Source organism: Streptomyces sp. NPDC087859 (assembly GCF_044742595.1).
Lineage (GTDB): Bacteria > Actinomycetota > Actinomycetes > Streptomycetales > Streptomycetaceae > Streptomyces > Streptomyces canus_F.
Map to the genome: position 1 here is coordinate 784,992 of NZ_JBIUUU010000001.1, position 14,668 is coordinate 799,659.

At 65.8% G+C, this 14,668-nt stretch carries 16 protein-coding genes; 13 read left to right on the forward strand and 3 right to left on the reverse strand.

Translation table 11 applies throughout. The annotated features are described in order from the left end of the window. Positions 1 to 8 precede the first annotated feature (8 nt). The 4 genes from ACIOHP_RS03710 (at position 9) to ACIOHP_RS03725 (ending at position 6,358) form a co-directional block, all read left to right on the forward strand. Entirely contained in the window at positions 9 to 320 is a 312-nt protein-coding gene (locus tag ACIOHP_RS03710; protein WP_401882991.1) for a hypothetical protein, read from the forward strand. Positions 321 to 327: 7 nt separating this feature from the next. Then, positions 328 to 4,845: a DUF6531 domain-containing protein gene (locus ACIOHP_RS03715; RefSeq protein ID WP_401882993.1), complete on the forward strand. Its 4,518-nt coding sequence runs from the start codon at positions 328 to 330 to the stop codon at positions 4,843 to 4,845. Positions 4,846 to 5,239: 394 nt separating this feature from the next. After that, entirely contained in the window at positions 5,240 to 5,899 is a 660-nt protein-coding gene (locus tag ACIOHP_RS03720; RefSeq protein ID WP_401882996.1) for a hypothetical protein, read from the forward strand. A 177-nt stretch (positions 5,900 to 6,076) separates the two neighbouring features. Then, positions 6,077 to 6,358: a hypothetical protein gene (locus ACIOHP_RS03725; protein WP_401882999.1), complete on the forward strand. Its 282-nt coding sequence runs from the start codon at positions 6,077 to 6,079 to the stop codon at positions 6,356 to 6,358. 402 nt (positions 6,359 to 6,760) lie between these two features. Here ACIOHP_RS03725 and ACIOHP_RS03730 read toward each other — a convergent pair whose 3' ends face one another. From ACIOHP_RS03730 to ACIOHP_RS03740, 3 genes are all read right to left on the reverse strand, one after another. Then, on the reverse strand, positions 6,761 to 6,973 hold the full coding sequence (locus ACIOHP_RS03730) for a hypothetical protein (RefSeq protein ID WP_401883002.1): 213 nt from the start codon (positions 6,971 to 6,973) through the stop codon (positions 6,761 to 6,763). A gap of 203 nt (positions 6,974 to 7,176) precedes the next feature. Next, on the reverse strand, positions 7,177 to 7,719 hold the full coding sequence (locus ACIOHP_RS03735) for a hypothetical protein (RefSeq protein WP_401883005.1): 543 nt from the start codon (positions 7,717 to 7,719) through the stop codon (positions 7,177 to 7,179). Then, the gene (locus ACIOHP_RS03740) at positions 7,719 to 8,012 is read right to left on the reverse strand and encodes a winged helix-turn-helix domain-containing protein (RefSeq protein WP_401883008.1); all 294 of its coding nucleotides are present in this window, start codon (positions 8,010 to 8,012) and stop codon (positions 7,719 to 7,721) included. Before ACIOHP_RS03740 ends, ACIOHP_RS03735 begins: the two co-directional genes overlap by 1 nt. A 164-nt stretch (positions 8,013 to 8,176) precedes the next feature. On the opposite strand from ACIOHP_RS03740, the gene ACIOHP_RS03745 reads away from it, so the two are divergent. The 9 genes from ACIOHP_RS03745 to ACIOHP_RS03785 all read left to right on the forward strand — a co-directional run bounded on the left by ACIOHP_RS03745 (position 8,177) and on the right by ACIOHP_RS03785 (position 14,664). Further along, a complete protein-coding gene (locus ACIOHP_RS03745) occupies positions 8,177 to 8,404 on the forward strand; it encodes a hypothetical protein (protein WP_401883011.1) in 228 nt (75 codons plus the stop codon). A gap of 467 nt (positions 8,405 to 8,871) precedes the next feature. Beyond that, entirely contained in the window at positions 8,872 to 9,549 is a 678-nt protein-coding gene (locus ACIOHP_RS03750; RefSeq protein WP_401883014.1) for a hypothetical protein, read from the forward strand. After that, entirely contained in the window at positions 9,540 to 10,625 is a 1,086-nt protein-coding gene (locus tag ACIOHP_RS03755) for a hypothetical protein (protein WP_401883016.1), read from the forward strand. The genes ACIOHP_RS03750 and ACIOHP_RS03755 overlap by 10 nt, the downstream gene beginning before the upstream one ends. 36 nt (positions 10,626 to 10,661) lie before the next feature. Further along, a complete protein-coding gene (locus ACIOHP_RS03760; protein WP_401883019.1) occupies positions 10,662 to 10,958 on the forward strand; it encodes a hypothetical protein in 297 nt (98 codons plus the stop codon). Between the two features lie 98 nt (positions 10,959 to 11,056). Further along, the gene (locus ACIOHP_RS03765) at positions 11,057 to 12,313 is read left to right on the forward strand and encodes a hypothetical protein (RefSeq protein WP_401883021.1); all 1,257 of its coding nucleotides are present in this window, start codon (positions 11,057 to 11,059) and stop codon (positions 12,311 to 12,313) included. Between the two features lie 9 nt (positions 12,314 to 12,322). Beyond that, positions 12,323 to 12,736: a hypothetical protein gene (locus ACIOHP_RS03770; RefSeq protein ID WP_401883024.1), complete on the forward strand. Its 414-nt coding sequence runs from the start codon at positions 12,323 to 12,325 to the stop codon at positions 12,734 to 12,736. Continuing rightward, positions 12,723 to 13,355 (forward strand): hypothetical protein, encoded by a 633-nt coding sequence (locus ACIOHP_RS03775; protein WP_401883027.1) that lies wholly within the window; start codon positions 12,723 to 12,725, stop codon positions 13,353 to 13,355. The genes ACIOHP_RS03770 and ACIOHP_RS03775 overlap by 14 nt, the downstream gene beginning before the upstream one ends. Before the next feature lie 40 nt (positions 13,356 to 13,395). Continuing rightward, positions 13,396 to 14,037: a hypothetical protein gene (locus ACIOHP_RS03780; protein WP_401883030.1), complete on the forward strand. Its 642-nt coding sequence runs from the start codon at positions 13,396 to 13,398 to the stop codon at positions 14,035 to 14,037. 48 nt (positions 14,038 to 14,085) lie between these two features. Continuing rightward, positions 14,086 to 14,664, forward strand: coding sequence for a hypothetical protein (locus ACIOHP_RS03785; RefSeq protein ID WP_401883032.1), 579 nt, complete (start codon positions 14,086 to 14,088; stop codon positions 14,662 to 14,664). Positions 14,665 to 14,668 lie beyond the last annotated feature (4 nt).

The following is a 14,668-nucleotide window of genomic DNA, read 5'->3' on the forward strand; positions in this document are numbered from 1 at the left end:
CGGTTCGCGTGTCGGACCTGAAGAAGGAAGCAACGTCACTGCACAAGGCGGCCACGGGGTTGCGGGCGGTGGGGCATCACACGGCGAAGCCGTTGCAGGAGTTCAAGGCCGAGTCTCACGATCTGTCGGCGCTGGGCGCGCTCGGCTCCCTGCTGAGCGCGACGGAGGAGATACGCGAGGGCATGACCACCCTGGCCAAGCTCACCCGGGGCCTGGAGGAGGAGTGGGAGTCGGAGGCCACGTTCGTGGGCGACGTCTCCGACGCCTTCACCCTGCTGGACATCCTGCTGGCGGCCGCGGCCCGCGCCGAGAAGGACTGAGCCGGGCGTGGTCGACCTCAACCCCCTGCACTACGTCAACAAGTTCAACCACATGTTCGGCGACAACCTCGCCAGTGGCCTGGAGTTCCTCGGCATCACCGACCCTGCCGTCGACCCGGACGGCATACGCGAGATCGCCAAGAAGTGGCGGCATCTGGCGACCGGCCTTGACGACGCGGCAGAGGCGGCCCGCAAGGCACTCGCGGACGTGCAGTGGGAGGGTGAGGCCGCCAAGGCGTTCCAGAAACGCTCCAAGGCGGCCCGCAAGCAGGCCATCGACATGGCGGACGCGCTGCGCGACGGCGCCAAGGCGCTGGACGACTTCGCCGACACCGCACACGAGTTGCTCACCGAGATGGGCGTACTGGTCGCGGAGATAGCCGAGTTCGAGATCGCGGGCCTGGCCCTGTCCGTCCTGACCGGCGGCGCCTCCGCGGTCGCCTCCTCCCTCATGGCCGGCTCACGGGCGGTCAAGGTGGTCGCGCTGGTCACCAGGATCGAGAAGGAGGGCACCGCGCTCGCGTCCGCGATCCGTGGGGTGATGGAGGTCATCCGGGCGGTGGAGCGGGCGTTGAAGGCGCTCAGGGAGATTCGCGGGGTTGCGGCGGCGGGGCGGATGGCCAAGGAGGGCATGAAGTTCTCCGCGTTCGACACGCTGCTCAAGGACCCCGCCGCGTTCAAGGACCCGGAGAAACTGGCGGGCATCCTTGCCGAGGGTGCCGCGCTGGGTATCGGTTTTGGCGCGCTCGGCAAGGCACTGGGCAAGGGACTGAAGGCACTCAAGCCCAGCGAACTTGCCAAGCTGGCCGCGGCATTGAAGCTCGGCGCAAACGACGTGGCCCGGCTCAAACTGCGCCCCGGCGAGGCCGAGAAACTGAAAGCCGGTATCCAGGCGGCGGAGAAGGAGTGCAAGCTCGACCCGATCGACGTCGCCACCGGCGCGATGCTCCTGCCGCAGACCGACATCGAACTGCCCGCCGCCCTGCCTCTGATCCTGGAACGCATCCACTCGTCGTCATACCGGTGGGGCGGCTGGTTCGGTCCCACCTGGGCCTCCACGCTCGACCAGCGCCTCCAGGCAGACGACGACGGCATCATTTACGCCGCTCCCGACGGCTCCAGGCTTGTGTATCCCCGCCTCGATCCCGAAACGGACGAACCGGTCCTCCCGGAAACCGGCCCTCGAATACCGCTCTCCTGGGACACCGAGACCGACGGCGCGATGAGGCTCACCAACGTCGGCACCGGGCTGTCGTACATCTTCCACACTCCACAACCCACCACCGACGGCAGCGCGGTCGACCTGCCCCTGCAGGCAATCGTCAACCGTCACGGCCAGCGAATCACCGTCCACTACGGTGACACCGGCTCCCCCGTCGAGGTCTCTCACTCCGGCGGCTACCGCATCGCCATCGACCGCCACCCCGACCTTCCCCGCATCGTGGCGCTGCGCGCACTCGACCCCGAGCACCACGATGCCCGGGGCACGGTACTGGTCTCGTACGGGTACGACGACGCGGGCCACCTCTCCGAAGTCCGCAACTCCTCAGGTCAGCCACTGCGCTTCACCTACGATCCAGAAGGCCGTATCACCTCCTGGACGGACAGGAACGCCAACACCTACTCGTACACGTACGACGAACACGGTCGCGTTGTGCGCACCGAAGGCAGCGGCGGCTTCCTCGCCGGCACGCTCAGCTACGACGACAGCACCCGCACCACTACGGTCACCAACGCTCTGGGGCACAGCACCCGCTATGAGCACAACGAGGCGTTCCGACTCATCCGCGAGACCGACCCCCTCGGCAACACCATCCACCAGGAATGGGATGAGACTGGCCGTCTGATCGCCCACATCGATCCGCTCGGCCACACCACCCGCCACCGCTTCGACGAGCAGGACCGTCTCATCTCCGTCGTCCACCCGGACGGCAGCGAGGCCAGCGCGGAATACGACGACCGGGGCCTGCCCGTCTCCATCACCGGGTCCGACGGCGGTATTTGGCGTCAGGAGTACAACGAGGACGGCAACCGGACCTCGGTCACCGATCCGGTCGGCGCTACCACCCGCTACACATACAACGCCAAGGGTCTTCTCAGCGCCATCGACGACGTGCTCGGCCACACCACGCGCTTCCGGTACAACAACGCGGGGCTCCCGATCGAGGTGACCAACTCGCTCGGCACTGTCACGTCGTACACATATGACTTCCTGGGTCGGCAGACCATTGTCACGGATTCTCTGGGCAACGCCAGCCACCTGGAGTGGACCCCGGAAGGCCAACTGAACCGTCACACAGGCCCGGACGGCAGCAGTGAGTCGTGGATCTACGACGGCGAAGGCAACTGCACCTCGCACACCGATGTGCTGGGCGGTGTCACGCACTTCGAGCACGGCGACTTCGACATGCTCACCGGCCGCACCAGCCCGGACGGAGCTCGCTATTCCTTCGCCCACGACACGGAACTGCGCTTGACCCAGGTCACCAACCCGCAGGGCTTGAAGTGGAGCTACGAGTACGACCCCGCCGGACGCCTGGTCTCGGAAACGGACTTCGACGGCCGCACGCTCACGTACGCCTACGACGCGGCTGGCCGTTTCATCTCGCGGACGACCCCGCTCGGCCAGACCATCCGGCACGAGCTCGACCCGATGGGCAACGTCCTCGCCAAGGACGCCGACGGCCACCGCACCATCTACAGCTACGACCATGCGGGCCGCCTCCATAGGGCCGCCACAGAATCGTCGACTCTCACTCTGGAACACGACGCATTGGGCCGGGTCCTGGCCGAAACCATCGACGGCCGCACCACCCGGTACACGTACGACGCACTGGGGCGCCGCACCACTCGTAGGACTCCCAGCGGCATCGTCACCCGGCTCACCCTCGACCCCAGTGGCGCCCCCACTGCGTTGTCTCTGGCGAACCACGCCTTCTCCATCACTCGTGCCCCACACACTCGCGAGGTGACGTGGACCTTCGGCGACTCCTCCCGGCCGGTCTCCATCAGTAGCGCATGCGACGAAGCCGGCCGACAGACCGCTCAGCGCGTCACCGCCGGCTCACGCACCCTTCGCTCCCGCGTCTACCAGTACCGAGCCGACAACAGCCTCACCGGCATTCTTGACCAGCTGACCGGCGAGCAGCTCCGTATCTCGGTGGACGCCGTCGGACGCCCGGTGACCGTCACGGCCGACGGCTGGAGGGAGTCGTACGCCTACGACCTGTCCGGCAACCAGACCACCGCGCATTGGCCGGAGACCGCCCCGCACGGCGAAGCCCGGGGGGAACGCACCTACACCGGCACACGCGTACGCACGGCGGGTGCCATCCGCTACGAGTACGACGCCGCAGGGCGGACCACCCTCCGCCAGAAGACACGCCTGTCCCGCAAACCGGACACCTGGCGCTACGTCTACGACGCCGAAGACCGCCTCACCTCCTGCACCACACCCGACGGCACGGTATGGACCTACAGCTACGATCCGCTCGGACGCCGTAGCGCCAAGCACCGCATGAGCGCTGACGGTGAAACCCGGGCGGATACCATCCACTTCACCTGGGACGCGACCGAACTCGCCGAGCAGACCGATACCAGAACCGGCGTCATCACCACCTGGGAGTACGACGACGACCACCCCGTCGCCCAGCTCGAGCAACGGCCCACCACCTCATGTCCGTCGCGCGGCAGGCTCAGCCAGGAGGAAGTCGACACCCGGTTCTTCGCGATCGTCACGGACCTCGTCGGCGCGCCCACGGAACTCGTCGACGAACACGGCGACATCGCCTGGCATACCCGCACCACCCTGTGGGGCACCACGAGTTGGAACCGGGACGCCAACGCCTACACGCCGCTTCGCTTCCCCGGCCAGTACGCGGACCCTGAAACGGGCCTTCACTACAACTTCTTCCGGCACTACGACCCGGACGTCGCCCGCTACACCACGCCTGACCCCTTCGGCCTGGCACCGGCACCCAACCCCATGGCCTACGTCCACAATCCCCAGACGTGGAGCGATCCTCTGGGGCTGGTACCGAAAGCCTGCAAAATGGATCGGTACAAATGGGATGGAAGTGTTCGATTCGGTAAACTTGACGATCTGAACCGCCCGACAGGGGTCTGGGCGTCGCTGCGCAAGGAGATGCTGCGCACGGGAAGTGAAGCGGGCACGACGCGGACGCCCGGCTGGCGAGGTGACGGAACGGCCTTCAATGAAGCGCGCGGCCATCTGCTCGCCAATATCCTGGGCGGCCCCGGTAAGGGCCCCCTGGCACGCCACAACCTAGTCACGCTGACTCAGAATCCCGTGAACACACCAGTGATGAAGCAGATCGAGGCCAAGGTCTTCGAAGCCGTAAAGAAGGGCGAAATTGTTCAATACTCCGTGAAGCCCGTGTACGGAGGGACCAACCCGGTTCCGCTCAGACTGGAGATATCCGCACACGGAAACCGAGGATTCTCATTGACGGAGACGCTGCAGAACCCCGCCTCGGGCGTTCGGACGGCGATTCCTAAACTGTGACGCAGCCGCCACAACCACGAGGACGATCATGACTCGCACCACACCTCCGCGCCCCGTGGACATCGAGGCGGAGTTCCCTGATCTGTCCGGTTACCGCAAGGTGTGCACGAGACTCCACCCAAGGCCCGGAACAGCCGGGCGGCAGGAGAGCTCGGTCGGAGGGCCTTTCCTGTGGCCCCAGGACGAACCCTGGCCTACGTGCCGGGCACCGCATCCGCGGAACAGTGGCAGACGCGTCGAGGACGTCCACGAGTGGCGCAGGGTCCTGGCGGAAGCATGGCGACGAGACCCCGACGCAGGGCCCTCACAGGAGGAGCGTGACACCCTGTCGACCCTCGAGCAGGTGCATCACGTTCCAGGGCTCGGTGACACCGCCCCCGTCCCGCTCCTACCCGTGGCCCAATTGTTCGTCAGGGACATCCCGGGTCTCCTAGCACCCCCGGGATGCGACCTCCTGCAAGTGCTGTGGTGTCCGTTCGATTCTCATGGCCCGCAGGCCAGCCCCGGGGTGCTCGTGCGGTGGCGCAGTTCGTCCGGGATTGGCGCAACGCTTGCCGAACCACCCCGCCCGGAGGTGATCGGCGATGCCGGGTACGTTCCTGAACCCTGCCTACTGAATCCCGAGCAAGTCGTCGAACACGAATACCAGGAACTCCTGAGTGAGGTCCTGCAGGAGCAGATCGAGGCCTGGGAAGCGGAAGCCGAAGAAGCGGCTGAAGAATCCTATGACGACGAGTCCGAATTCATCACCTACCATCACGATCTGTCCATCGCGCCAGGCTGGAAGATCGGCGGGTACGCGTCATGGAACGTGACAGGGCCGTCCGAAGTGAAATGTTCTTGCGGTGAATCCATGCAACTTCTACTGAAGATCGACAGCAGGGAGTGGGACAGCGGAACTCCCAGCTGGGTACCCTTGGAAGACCGCGAACTCATCAACGAATCCGAGGCGAATACCCCTACGCAGGTCATTGTCGGCAGAGGTGGATCACTCAACATCTTCACCTGCCCGGCAGACCCCACGCACGAACACAAAGAAATCCTCCAAGGGTGATTCAGAAATCTCCCTAAGAAGTTTTCGAGTCGGACATGCGCCAAATATCATGCAAAGTACTGGTTCACATCCTTCAGTGGCACTGATGGAGAACCGGACGACGCTTCACCTGCGAGGGGAAATAAGCGACTCATAAGCCCTACGCCAGCAGAAAAAGTGTAGTGGAAGCTTACAAGCATGAATGATCACGACCCGGGGAAGCTGCAGATCTACGCGGTGGAAGAGGTGGACTCCATGTCGGCCACGTGCATTGCCCGCTGCGTGGGTGGGGTTGTGCGACCCGGTCAACTGTTTAATCCCGAGCCCCTTTCTGGCAATCCAAGCGAGATTGCGCTTGATTGGATTGACCAATACCAACGGAGAGTGGACTTCATCGACCCGCCCCACAGCGCAAAGGTCCACTTTTCTGGAGGCGGGGTGTCTCTTGTCGAGAAAGGTGTGACGATCGTTTCCGTTTAGCATTCTGGGGTGCGAGACGGCTGTGAGTGCATCGGCGCCGTGGGGGATCTGTCAGGTTGGTCAGACCTCTACTACGTTCCCCAGAGTCGATCGTGCATGAGTCCTCGTCGGCGTTCTAGTCGGAACCGTACGCCACCGGTTTCGCGCGGGTCGTCGAGATCCCGTACGGTCAGCCCGCCAGTTTCACTCTGGCCACCGGTGAGCGCGTGAAGATCGACACGGGTACGTCTCCCACGCGGAGTGGCGGGGAGGCCTGACTCTTTCGCCGTGCCGCTCGGAGCCTCTGGACGTTCCGGACGTAGCCCTTCTCGTCCTCAGGTTCGGACGGGACCTCGATGATGGCCAGGACATCGAGCCGGGAATAGCTGTTCTTCCGTCGCTCAGCGTCAAAGCCGACGATCGTCAGACCCGGCGCCGCGCCGTTCTCGCCGGGGAACGTGATGAGCCATTCCCGAAGACGCGCTCCCGGGCGATGCCCGCAGCCTTCACCGCGTCTTTCACACCGGAGACAGTCCAGTCCTGCTCCGGGCTCTGCGGGGCCATGATCACGCTTCCGTCAAAGACCTCGGCCTTGCAGCCCTCAGGGATACCGTCCCGCTCGATCAAGTCGCTCATGACAGTCACCGCAGCTCACCTCCTACGGGCACTGTGGCTGGCGAAATGCCGCAGAGTCACTGGCCGGATCGAACGTCCGCGACGCGTCCAGAGCCTTGGCCAATCGCGCCGGCGGCGGCAGCGTCGCACGGGAAGGCGGTCCGGCCGAAAGTCTCACGCACCCACCAGTGGCCAGAGGAAGCCAGAGCGCGCCTGACCCGCCGCTATCCGCGGGGATCCTGGAACCGTCCTGACAGGACACCGGACGGCACTTCCACGTCCTTCGCCTTGTCCCCCACCACGAGCTGGTCGGCGTAACCGGCCTCGGTCCACACCAGCTTCTTGAACTGCTCCGGGGTGAGCAGCCCCTGCCACGGGGTGCCTCCCGGGCAGAACACCGAGGTGCAGCCGTAGCAGTAGTGAGCGGGCCGCCACAGCCGCTCCGCGCGCGGAATCCCGGCCTCGGCAGCGGCCTTCTCACGCCGGTCGTCGCGAACGACCACGAAGGTCCCGAGGAAGCAGACGAGAGCGAGCAGCGCACCGCCGCCCATGTACAGGGGCTTGTCCTGCTGAACTCCCGTGTACGCGACGACGATACCGATCGCGGTCATCGCCATGCCCTCCAGGAAGTGCAGCCATCCGTCGCCGGTCTTGTCCGGCCCTGGCGCCAGCCGACCGAACAGATCGTCGCGCATCGCGCCCTTACTGCTGCGGGCCTGCGAAACCGTCGCCACCTCGGTGCTGCCGCACCCCGGACACACGACCATCACTGACCACCTTCGTTTTCTGCGGAGCCGTCCGGCTCAGCGGGGTACGCGACGAACGTGCCCTTGGCGGGAAGGGTGACGACGAGGCCGCGTTCGCGGAGTTCGCGGATGGCACGGCGGGCGGTCAGGTAGGCGACGCCGTACTCGGAACCGAGATCCCGCTCGCCGGGCAGCCGCGCCCCCGGTCGCAGCTCTCCGGACGCGATGCGGGCAGCGATGTGGTCGGCCACCTGCATATAGACGTACGCGATCTTGTTCGGGTCGATCGGTGAATCGCCTCTGTCTGCTGCCATAACCACCACCGTAAAACAGCCGTGAGCTGCAGTGATGGACGCATTGCTGCGCACTGCTATGCACTGACATGCGCAGCAATGTAGGCTGATCGACGGAAAACGAAGACCCCGGCGACGGGTGGAGCCGTCCCGGGGCATGGCCAACGCTTCGAAGGAGCGTCAACATGCTGGACCTTACCGTCCGGACCCTCGCCTGGATCCTGACTCTTTGCACCCCCCGCCCGAGGGGCCGCCACCGCCTCGGCACCCTGCCACCCCTCCGCTACCTCCCCGCCCCGCCAACTCCCCGCCTCCAACGCGCACGCCGCCGCGCCGCCTACCTGGCCACCCTCGGCATCGACGTAGGCCCGACCCATATCCACGGCGTACGACTCCCGGCGGCCACCCGATGACCCGCCCGGCGCTCCGCATGTGCGCCCACTGCGAACGCACCACGGAGGAACCGGTCCTGGTCCACGAGGTCCACGCGCCGACGGGCCCTGGCTTCAATGTGTACGCCTGCCCGGACTGCGCGGTGCACTACCCGCCGCCGACGGACGTACTCGAGTTCCTGGCCGGCGGAAGGCCGGAGTCATTGCCATGCACGTCGGCGCATCCACCGTGCGCGTGCCCGAGATGCAGAACCCGGCGATAGCAAAGCGAAACACATCGACACCCCGACGCCCTCGGACGCCCCTCCCCCAACGCGTCCGAGGGCGTCGCCCGTTCGGGCACGATCAGGACACAGGTCACATCCACAAGCGCCCCCATACGACCGGAATTGCCCCCGTTCACAGGCAAGTTCGCTCTGGCGAAACCCGGAACCCCACCGATACCGTCAGACCTCTTGACTGAACTTATTTCTCACGGGGAGTTCACTGTGAAGCGCCGCTCTTTGCCCGTTGCTGCCGCGCTGGCGGCGACGGCGGCACTGCTGTTGACCGCCTGCGGTAGCGGGGACGACGAAGCCAGCGACAACGACAAGATCGCCGGCGCGGGCCAGGGATCGGAGTCACCGAAGGCCTCGGCGTCAGCCTCGGGAGCACCGGCGGAGGACAAGCCGGACGGGGTGGATGTGTCGCTGCCCAAGGACATGGATCTGACCATGGTCTTTGACTGGGACAAGCCGAAAGACAAGAACGAGGCGGCGGCGATGGAGGATGCCGCGAACTTCCTCCGCGCCATCTACCGGGGCATCGACAAACGCACGACCAAGGACGCAGCCGTCGTCATGTACGCCACAGGTGACGGGCTTCACTACGCGGAGACCCAGATCAACACCTGGATCAAGGGCGGCTGGACGGCGACCGGCACGGAGCGCCACTACGACGTCAACACCCGGTCCACCACGAACAGCCAGGCCGTGGAGGTGGCGTTCTGCGTGGACTCGAGCAAGTTCTATGGCAAAGAGATCAAGACGGGGAAAGTCCTGAAGACCGAGCCCAGCCTCGCCGACTTCGACTACTTCAAGATCATCATGACCAAGGCGCCCACGGCCGACAGCTTGTGGCAGGCATCGAAGGTGTACGTCCAGACCAAGGCGGCGAAGTGCCAGTGAGCGGATCGCGACGCATACGGCTCGGCGCCACGGCCGTGTTCCTGGCTCTCGGCATCCTCGTCCTCACGGAACCTGCCTACGCGGCAGGGCCGGCAGGCAAGGACGAGGGCGCGTCCACGGAGCAGTCAGGCGGCGGCAACGGCAAAACCATCTACGCCGCCGCGAAGATCCAGTACTCCGGCTCCGTCGCCAAGGGCGGCGGCGCGGGCAACGTAACGTCCTCGGACGTCAACTGGACGCCCCCGCCCTGCTGGTACGCCCCCTACCTCGGCGCCAAGGACTTCAAGGCAAAGATGTCCAAGGACATCGAGAGCCAGATGAACACCCCCGGTATGGGCGGTCACGCGGGCGCGGCGCTGAACGAACTGCAGAACCACTACGAGGACGAGTACGGCTGGACCGACACCCCCGGTTACAAGGACTACAACGTCGACAAGGACGGCGAGGGGATGTTCTGGGCCGCGGTCGAGAACCCCAACGAGCCGGACATCCTCAAGCGGAGCTCGTGCAACGACATCCCGTTCTGGGTCGACAACGGCGAAGCCCCGCCGCCCCAGTACGAGGAGGCGATCACCCCGGAGATCCTCGCGGCGCTCGCGTACCAGCACATGGAGTTGCCCGACACCGAGGTCACGCTCGCACCCGAGGCCGTCACCAAGGTGAACCTGCCGACCTGGGCCTGGCTCGACAAGGCCGTCTTCGACGAGGTCCAGGCGACGGCGGCCATCAACGTCCCCGGCTTCAACATCCAGGCAACGACCACCGCGAAGCCTGTGTCTCTGAAGCTGGAGCCGGGTACCAAGGACGCCCAGACCTACCCGGCCTCCGGTGAGTGCACCATCAACGCCGACGGCTCCATCGGCGAGCCCTACGCCAAGGGCAAGGCCGACCAGACCCCGCCCTGCGGCCTCAAGTACCTCCGCTCCTCGGGCGACGGCACCTACAAGCTCCGCGCGACCATCACCTGGGAAATCGCCTGGACCGGCACGGGCGGCGCCGGCGGCGACCTCCCCAACGGCACGTTCGGCAACGAACAGGCCGTCACCGTCCAGGAGATCCAGGCCGTCAACCGCTGATCACAGAACCGCCACACGCCGGGGGGAGGGGCCTGAATGTCCGACTCAGACCTTACGGTCGACTACGAGTTTCTCGCCGAGTCCGAGAAAAAGCTCGGCCAGCTCAAGAAGACGTTCAAGGACATTGAGAACCGTCGCGACGATATGCGCGAGCACTGGGGTTCCGGAAAAATTGCCGACGTCATGGAAGATTTTGTCGACAACTGGGACGACTACCGCACCAAGCTCCTCGAAAGCATCGACACCGTCGGTCAAATGGTGGCCGGCACCAAGAAGGCATTCGAGGATCTCGACAACCAGCTGGCCAAGCGCGAGAAGAAGCAGAAGAAGTGACGCCTACATCCAAGCGCCGCCCGCTGGACTGGCAGCCGCTACGTGAGTCCGACCCGGTACCCGGAGACCCGGAGGAGATCCGCGCCGAGGTCACCCACATGGTGTCGGTCGCCCAGAAACTGAGAGACCAAGCCAAGAACCTCCAGACGATCAGCCACGAGGACAAACTCAAGGGTAAATACGCCAAGGGCCTTCGGGAGGAATCCTCCACACTGGAGAAACACATGCGGGAGGTGGCCAGCCGTTACGAGCGCGTCCATAGTCATCTCACCACCTGGTCCAACGAGTTGGAGGACTTCCAGACCGAGGCCGACAAAGTCCTACGCCGCGCCAAGGACCGACAGGACGAGCTCGAGGCCGAAAAAGCCAAGGAGGCCAAGGAGTCCGACTCCGGCGACAAGAGCACCCCCAAGCCCTCCGTCAGCGGAACCGACCACGATCCGTATGTGACGTACCGGAATCAGCTGAACACGATCACCGGTGATCGCGACAGCCGGGCCGACCACCATGAAGGCAAGATCCGCGCGGAAATCGAAGACATCATCGAGGACTCGTGGTGGGACGACGTAAAGGGCTGGGTCCATGACCACGCGGACGGCATCAAGGCCTTCATGGATGTTCTCGGCTGGGTCGCGACGGTCGCTGGCTTCCTGGCGCTCGCCATTCCCGGCTTGAACCTGCTCGTCCTTGGCATCGCGGCGCTCACCATCGGACTCAGACTCCTATTGGTGGCATCCGGCGACGCCACCTGGACGGATGTCATCTTCGACGTCGTGGGTGGGCTGCTCGTCGTGGGGGGCCTCGGGGCTGCCGCGAAGCTCGCGAGTGGCGCCAAGGCCACCGTGGGTGCCGCTCAGGCAGCCCGGACCGCTGGCCTGAGCCGAGGGCTCGGGGGCGTCAAGGGCATCCTGGACGACACGGGGCGGCTGATGACCAAACTGCCGCAAGGGGCTGGGCGGCAGGCTCTCGGAGCGGCCCGGAACGCGATGCGCAAGTCCATCTCCCAGAATGTCGGCCTGGTGGCCAAGGGGCCGCTGAGGGTCAGCCCGTTGTCGACGCTGGTGCACCTCGGCGACAAGGAGATGGCCGGCATGGCGAAGATGCTGCAGGCGAACAAGGCCACCTTCCCGGCGGCCGCGGGTGCTGCGGCGGACAAGGCGTACAGGTCCTACCAGGCGAGCCTCGGTATCGCCTGGACCGGCATGGGGATGGACGTCATGGACAAGACGCTCGGAAAGAGCGACCTGACAAGCTGGACCCACGAGAACGCCGGTACCGGCGAGAAGCCGTACAACGCGGCGTACTCGGACTGGAAGGACAACACCCTGAAGCCCGCCCCCGACACCCACTGGTGAGGAATGACCATGGACCTGAACTCGGCGCATCGCATTGCCGAGGCCGAAGCCGCCCGCACCGGGCTCGGCACCGGCCCAAACCGGCGGCTCCGGCTGACACTGATCATCGGGATGCCGCTGTTCCTGCCGGTATTGGGAATCATGATCCTGGTGCCGAAGTCCCTGATGAATGACGTGCTCTACGTCTATGAGGCCGGGATTGTCGGCTGTCTCCTGCACTACGTCTGGGTGTTCGTGAAGTACCCGCGGCACGCGGGCCGTCCGCCCTACCTCACCCGGGATCTGGCCATGGGGGGCGGCTTCTTCCTGCCTTCGCTGTTCTTCGGCTTCTGGCCGGGCATGATCGCTGCTCCGGCGTGGGCGCTTTTCGTGGGCGTTGCCTACGCCCTGGAAGTGAAGCGGGGGCGCAATGGCCACCGCTGAGCACCGCCGGCCCCCGAACGGTTTCAACCTGGTGCCGCCGCCCGGCTGGGACGTGATTCCCCTGCGCAGGGGCACGAAGGAAGCGATGGACCGCATCGTCCGAAAGGCCGTCGCACAATTGCCGGTCGGCTTTCCCAAGGACGACATTCCGAAGGCCCGGCTGAAGCTCACCCAGGAGATGGAGAAGGTCGTCCGCCGGGCCAGCGCCAAAGGGGGTATGACCCTCTATCTCCCCACCGAACGCCTCCACGGCATCGCGCTGCCGGTTTCGTTCGTGGCTTCGGAGCCGATCGAGATCCCCCGGGTCAGGCCCAACAACGGCCCGGAAGCGGTCCTGGCCGCGCTCGCCTCCGAGATCCCCGGTGCCGAGACGCGAGAACTCGACGACACCGCGGCCCTGCGCTCGGAGCGAGACGTACCCGCCAACGCGGCGCAGGGCGTCGACGTCGCTCACCGCCGGGTCGAGTACTTCGTTCCCGTCCCGGACAGCGCCCCCGACCAGTACCTCGCCTTCTCCTTCAGCGCCCTGATCGCCCCTGGCTCGGATCCCGCCTTCTACGACACCCTCGTGGAGTTGTTCGATGCCGTGATGGGCACCTTCCGCTGGAGCTACGCCTGAAGGCTCCCTTCCGCCGTGCCCCCGAAGAAAGAGACCACCCATGTCCGAAGGCACCCTGTGGAGCACCGACCTCGGCGCCCCGCTCCACATCGACACGGATGCCGACCCAGACCTCTGGGGCTATCTTCACCTCCAGATCGACAAGAAGACCTTCAAGGAATGGCTGGACCTGCATCTGACCGGCCTGGCCGCCGTCCACGACGTCGAACTCACCCGCAAACTGCGGCGTTTCCACAAGAATTTCTACGAGCAGACGATCGCCACGCTCCGGGACAAGCTCCAGGCCGACGAGGCGTTCGTCTACCACCCCGTCCCACTGACCTACATGCCGCTGGTGATGCACGCCACCCGCCTCCACTGCGAGGCGCGTGACGCGGCCTCCTGCGAGGGAGTCACGGGGCTCACGGTGCCGCACCCCGAGATCCCCGAGTGGCAACAGCGAACCGGCAGCGTGCCGTTCACCTCTCCGCACCTTGGCGCGAACGGGGTCCGCGTCACCCGCTCCTACCCTGCGGACAGCACCATCATGATGACCTCGGTGACGTACCACTGGCACACCCCGCCCGGCCTCCCCGACGTCCTGCTCCGCGGCCACCACGACGATCCGGAAGTGATCGCCGCCGCAATGGAGGCCCTGGACGACTTCGCGCGAACGCTCCGGCTTCCCGGGACGGCCCCCTGAGCCGGCCTCCCGCGACCCCACTGCTCTAAGCCACACGGAGACACAGACATGGCAGGGTCCACCAAGCCCCGACGCCGCAGAGCATCCGCACCCGCGCTGCGCTACGAACGGCGATCCGGCAAACCGGGCTCCGCCGGCAGGGATGAGACGAAGGGCGAATGGGCTTTCGGCTGTCTGCTGTTCCTCGGCTTCGTGGCGATCATCGTCCTGTTGGCCGTCCTTGACCGGCTCTGGGGCGACGGCACATGGCAGTGGGCGGCCAGGTCCTGGCCTGGCGGCGCGTACGGCTTCGCGGCCTGCGTCGGTGTGGTCGGGCCGTGCGTGCTCGGCCTGTCGCTGTTCTGTCTGGGCCGGATGCGGTGGAGGTCCTGGCGGGTGCATCCGGGGAGCACCGTGCTCAGTACCGGGGCGGCCATCGTCAGCCTGGCTGCGCTCGTGCCCTACGTGGCCCTCGTCTTCAACGCCCAGGACACCGGGAAGTGGGGCAGGGGACGCGACACACCGCCCAGTTGGGTGTTCCGGAACTTTCCCTGGCTCTGGTCAGTCGGTCTGCTCGGCACCGTCGCCGCGCTGGCAGCAATCGCCTGCGCCCTGGTCTTGTACAACCGCCGACAGCGAACGTCGTAGGTCG

Excerpts from the sequence above, each read along its gene's own strand:
- ACIOHP_RS03725 (WP_401882999.1), top strand. The coding sequence starts at position 6,077 with ATGAATGATCACGACCCGGGGAAGCTGCAGATCTACGCGGTGGAAGAG.
- ACIOHP_RS03730 (WP_401883002.1), bottom strand. The coding sequence starts at position 6,973 with ATGAGCGACTTGATCGAGCGGGACGGTATCCCTGAGGGCTGCAAGGCC.
- ACIOHP_RS03735 (WP_401883005.1), bottom strand. The coding sequence starts at position 7,719 with ATGGTCGTGTGTCCGGGGTGCGGCAGCACCGAGGTGGCGACGGTTTCG.
- ACIOHP_RS03740 (WP_401883008.1), bottom strand. The coding sequence starts at position 8,012 with ATGGCAGCAGACAGAGGCGATTCACCGATCGACCCGAACAAGATCGCG.
- ACIOHP_RS03745 (WP_401883011.1), top strand. The coding sequence starts at position 8,177 with ATGCTGGACCTTACCGTCCGGACCCTCGCCTGGATCCTGACTCTTTGC.
- ACIOHP_RS03760 (WP_401883019.1), top strand. The coding sequence starts at position 10,662 with ATGTCCGACTCAGACCTTACGGTCGACTACGAGTTTCTCGCCGAGTCC.
- ACIOHP_RS03765 (WP_401883021.1), top strand. The coding sequence starts at position 11,057 with ATGGTGTCGGTCGCCCAGAAACTGAGAGACCAAGCCAAGAACCTCCAG.
- ACIOHP_RS03770 (WP_401883024.1), top strand. The coding sequence starts at position 12,323 with ATGGACCTGAACTCGGCGCATCGCATTGCCGAGGCCGAAGCCGCCCGC.
- ACIOHP_RS03775 (WP_401883027.1), top strand. The coding sequence starts at position 12,723 with ATGGCCACCGCTGAGCACCGCCGGCCCCCGAACGGTTTCAACCTGGTG.
- ACIOHP_RS03780 (WP_401883030.1), top strand. The coding sequence starts at position 13,396 with ATGTCCGAAGGCACCCTGTGGAGCACCGACCTCGGCGCCCCGCTCCAC.
- ACIOHP_RS03785 (WP_401883032.1), top strand. The coding sequence starts at position 14,086 with ATGGCAGGGTCCACCAAGCCCCGACGCCGCAGAGCATCCGCACCCGCG.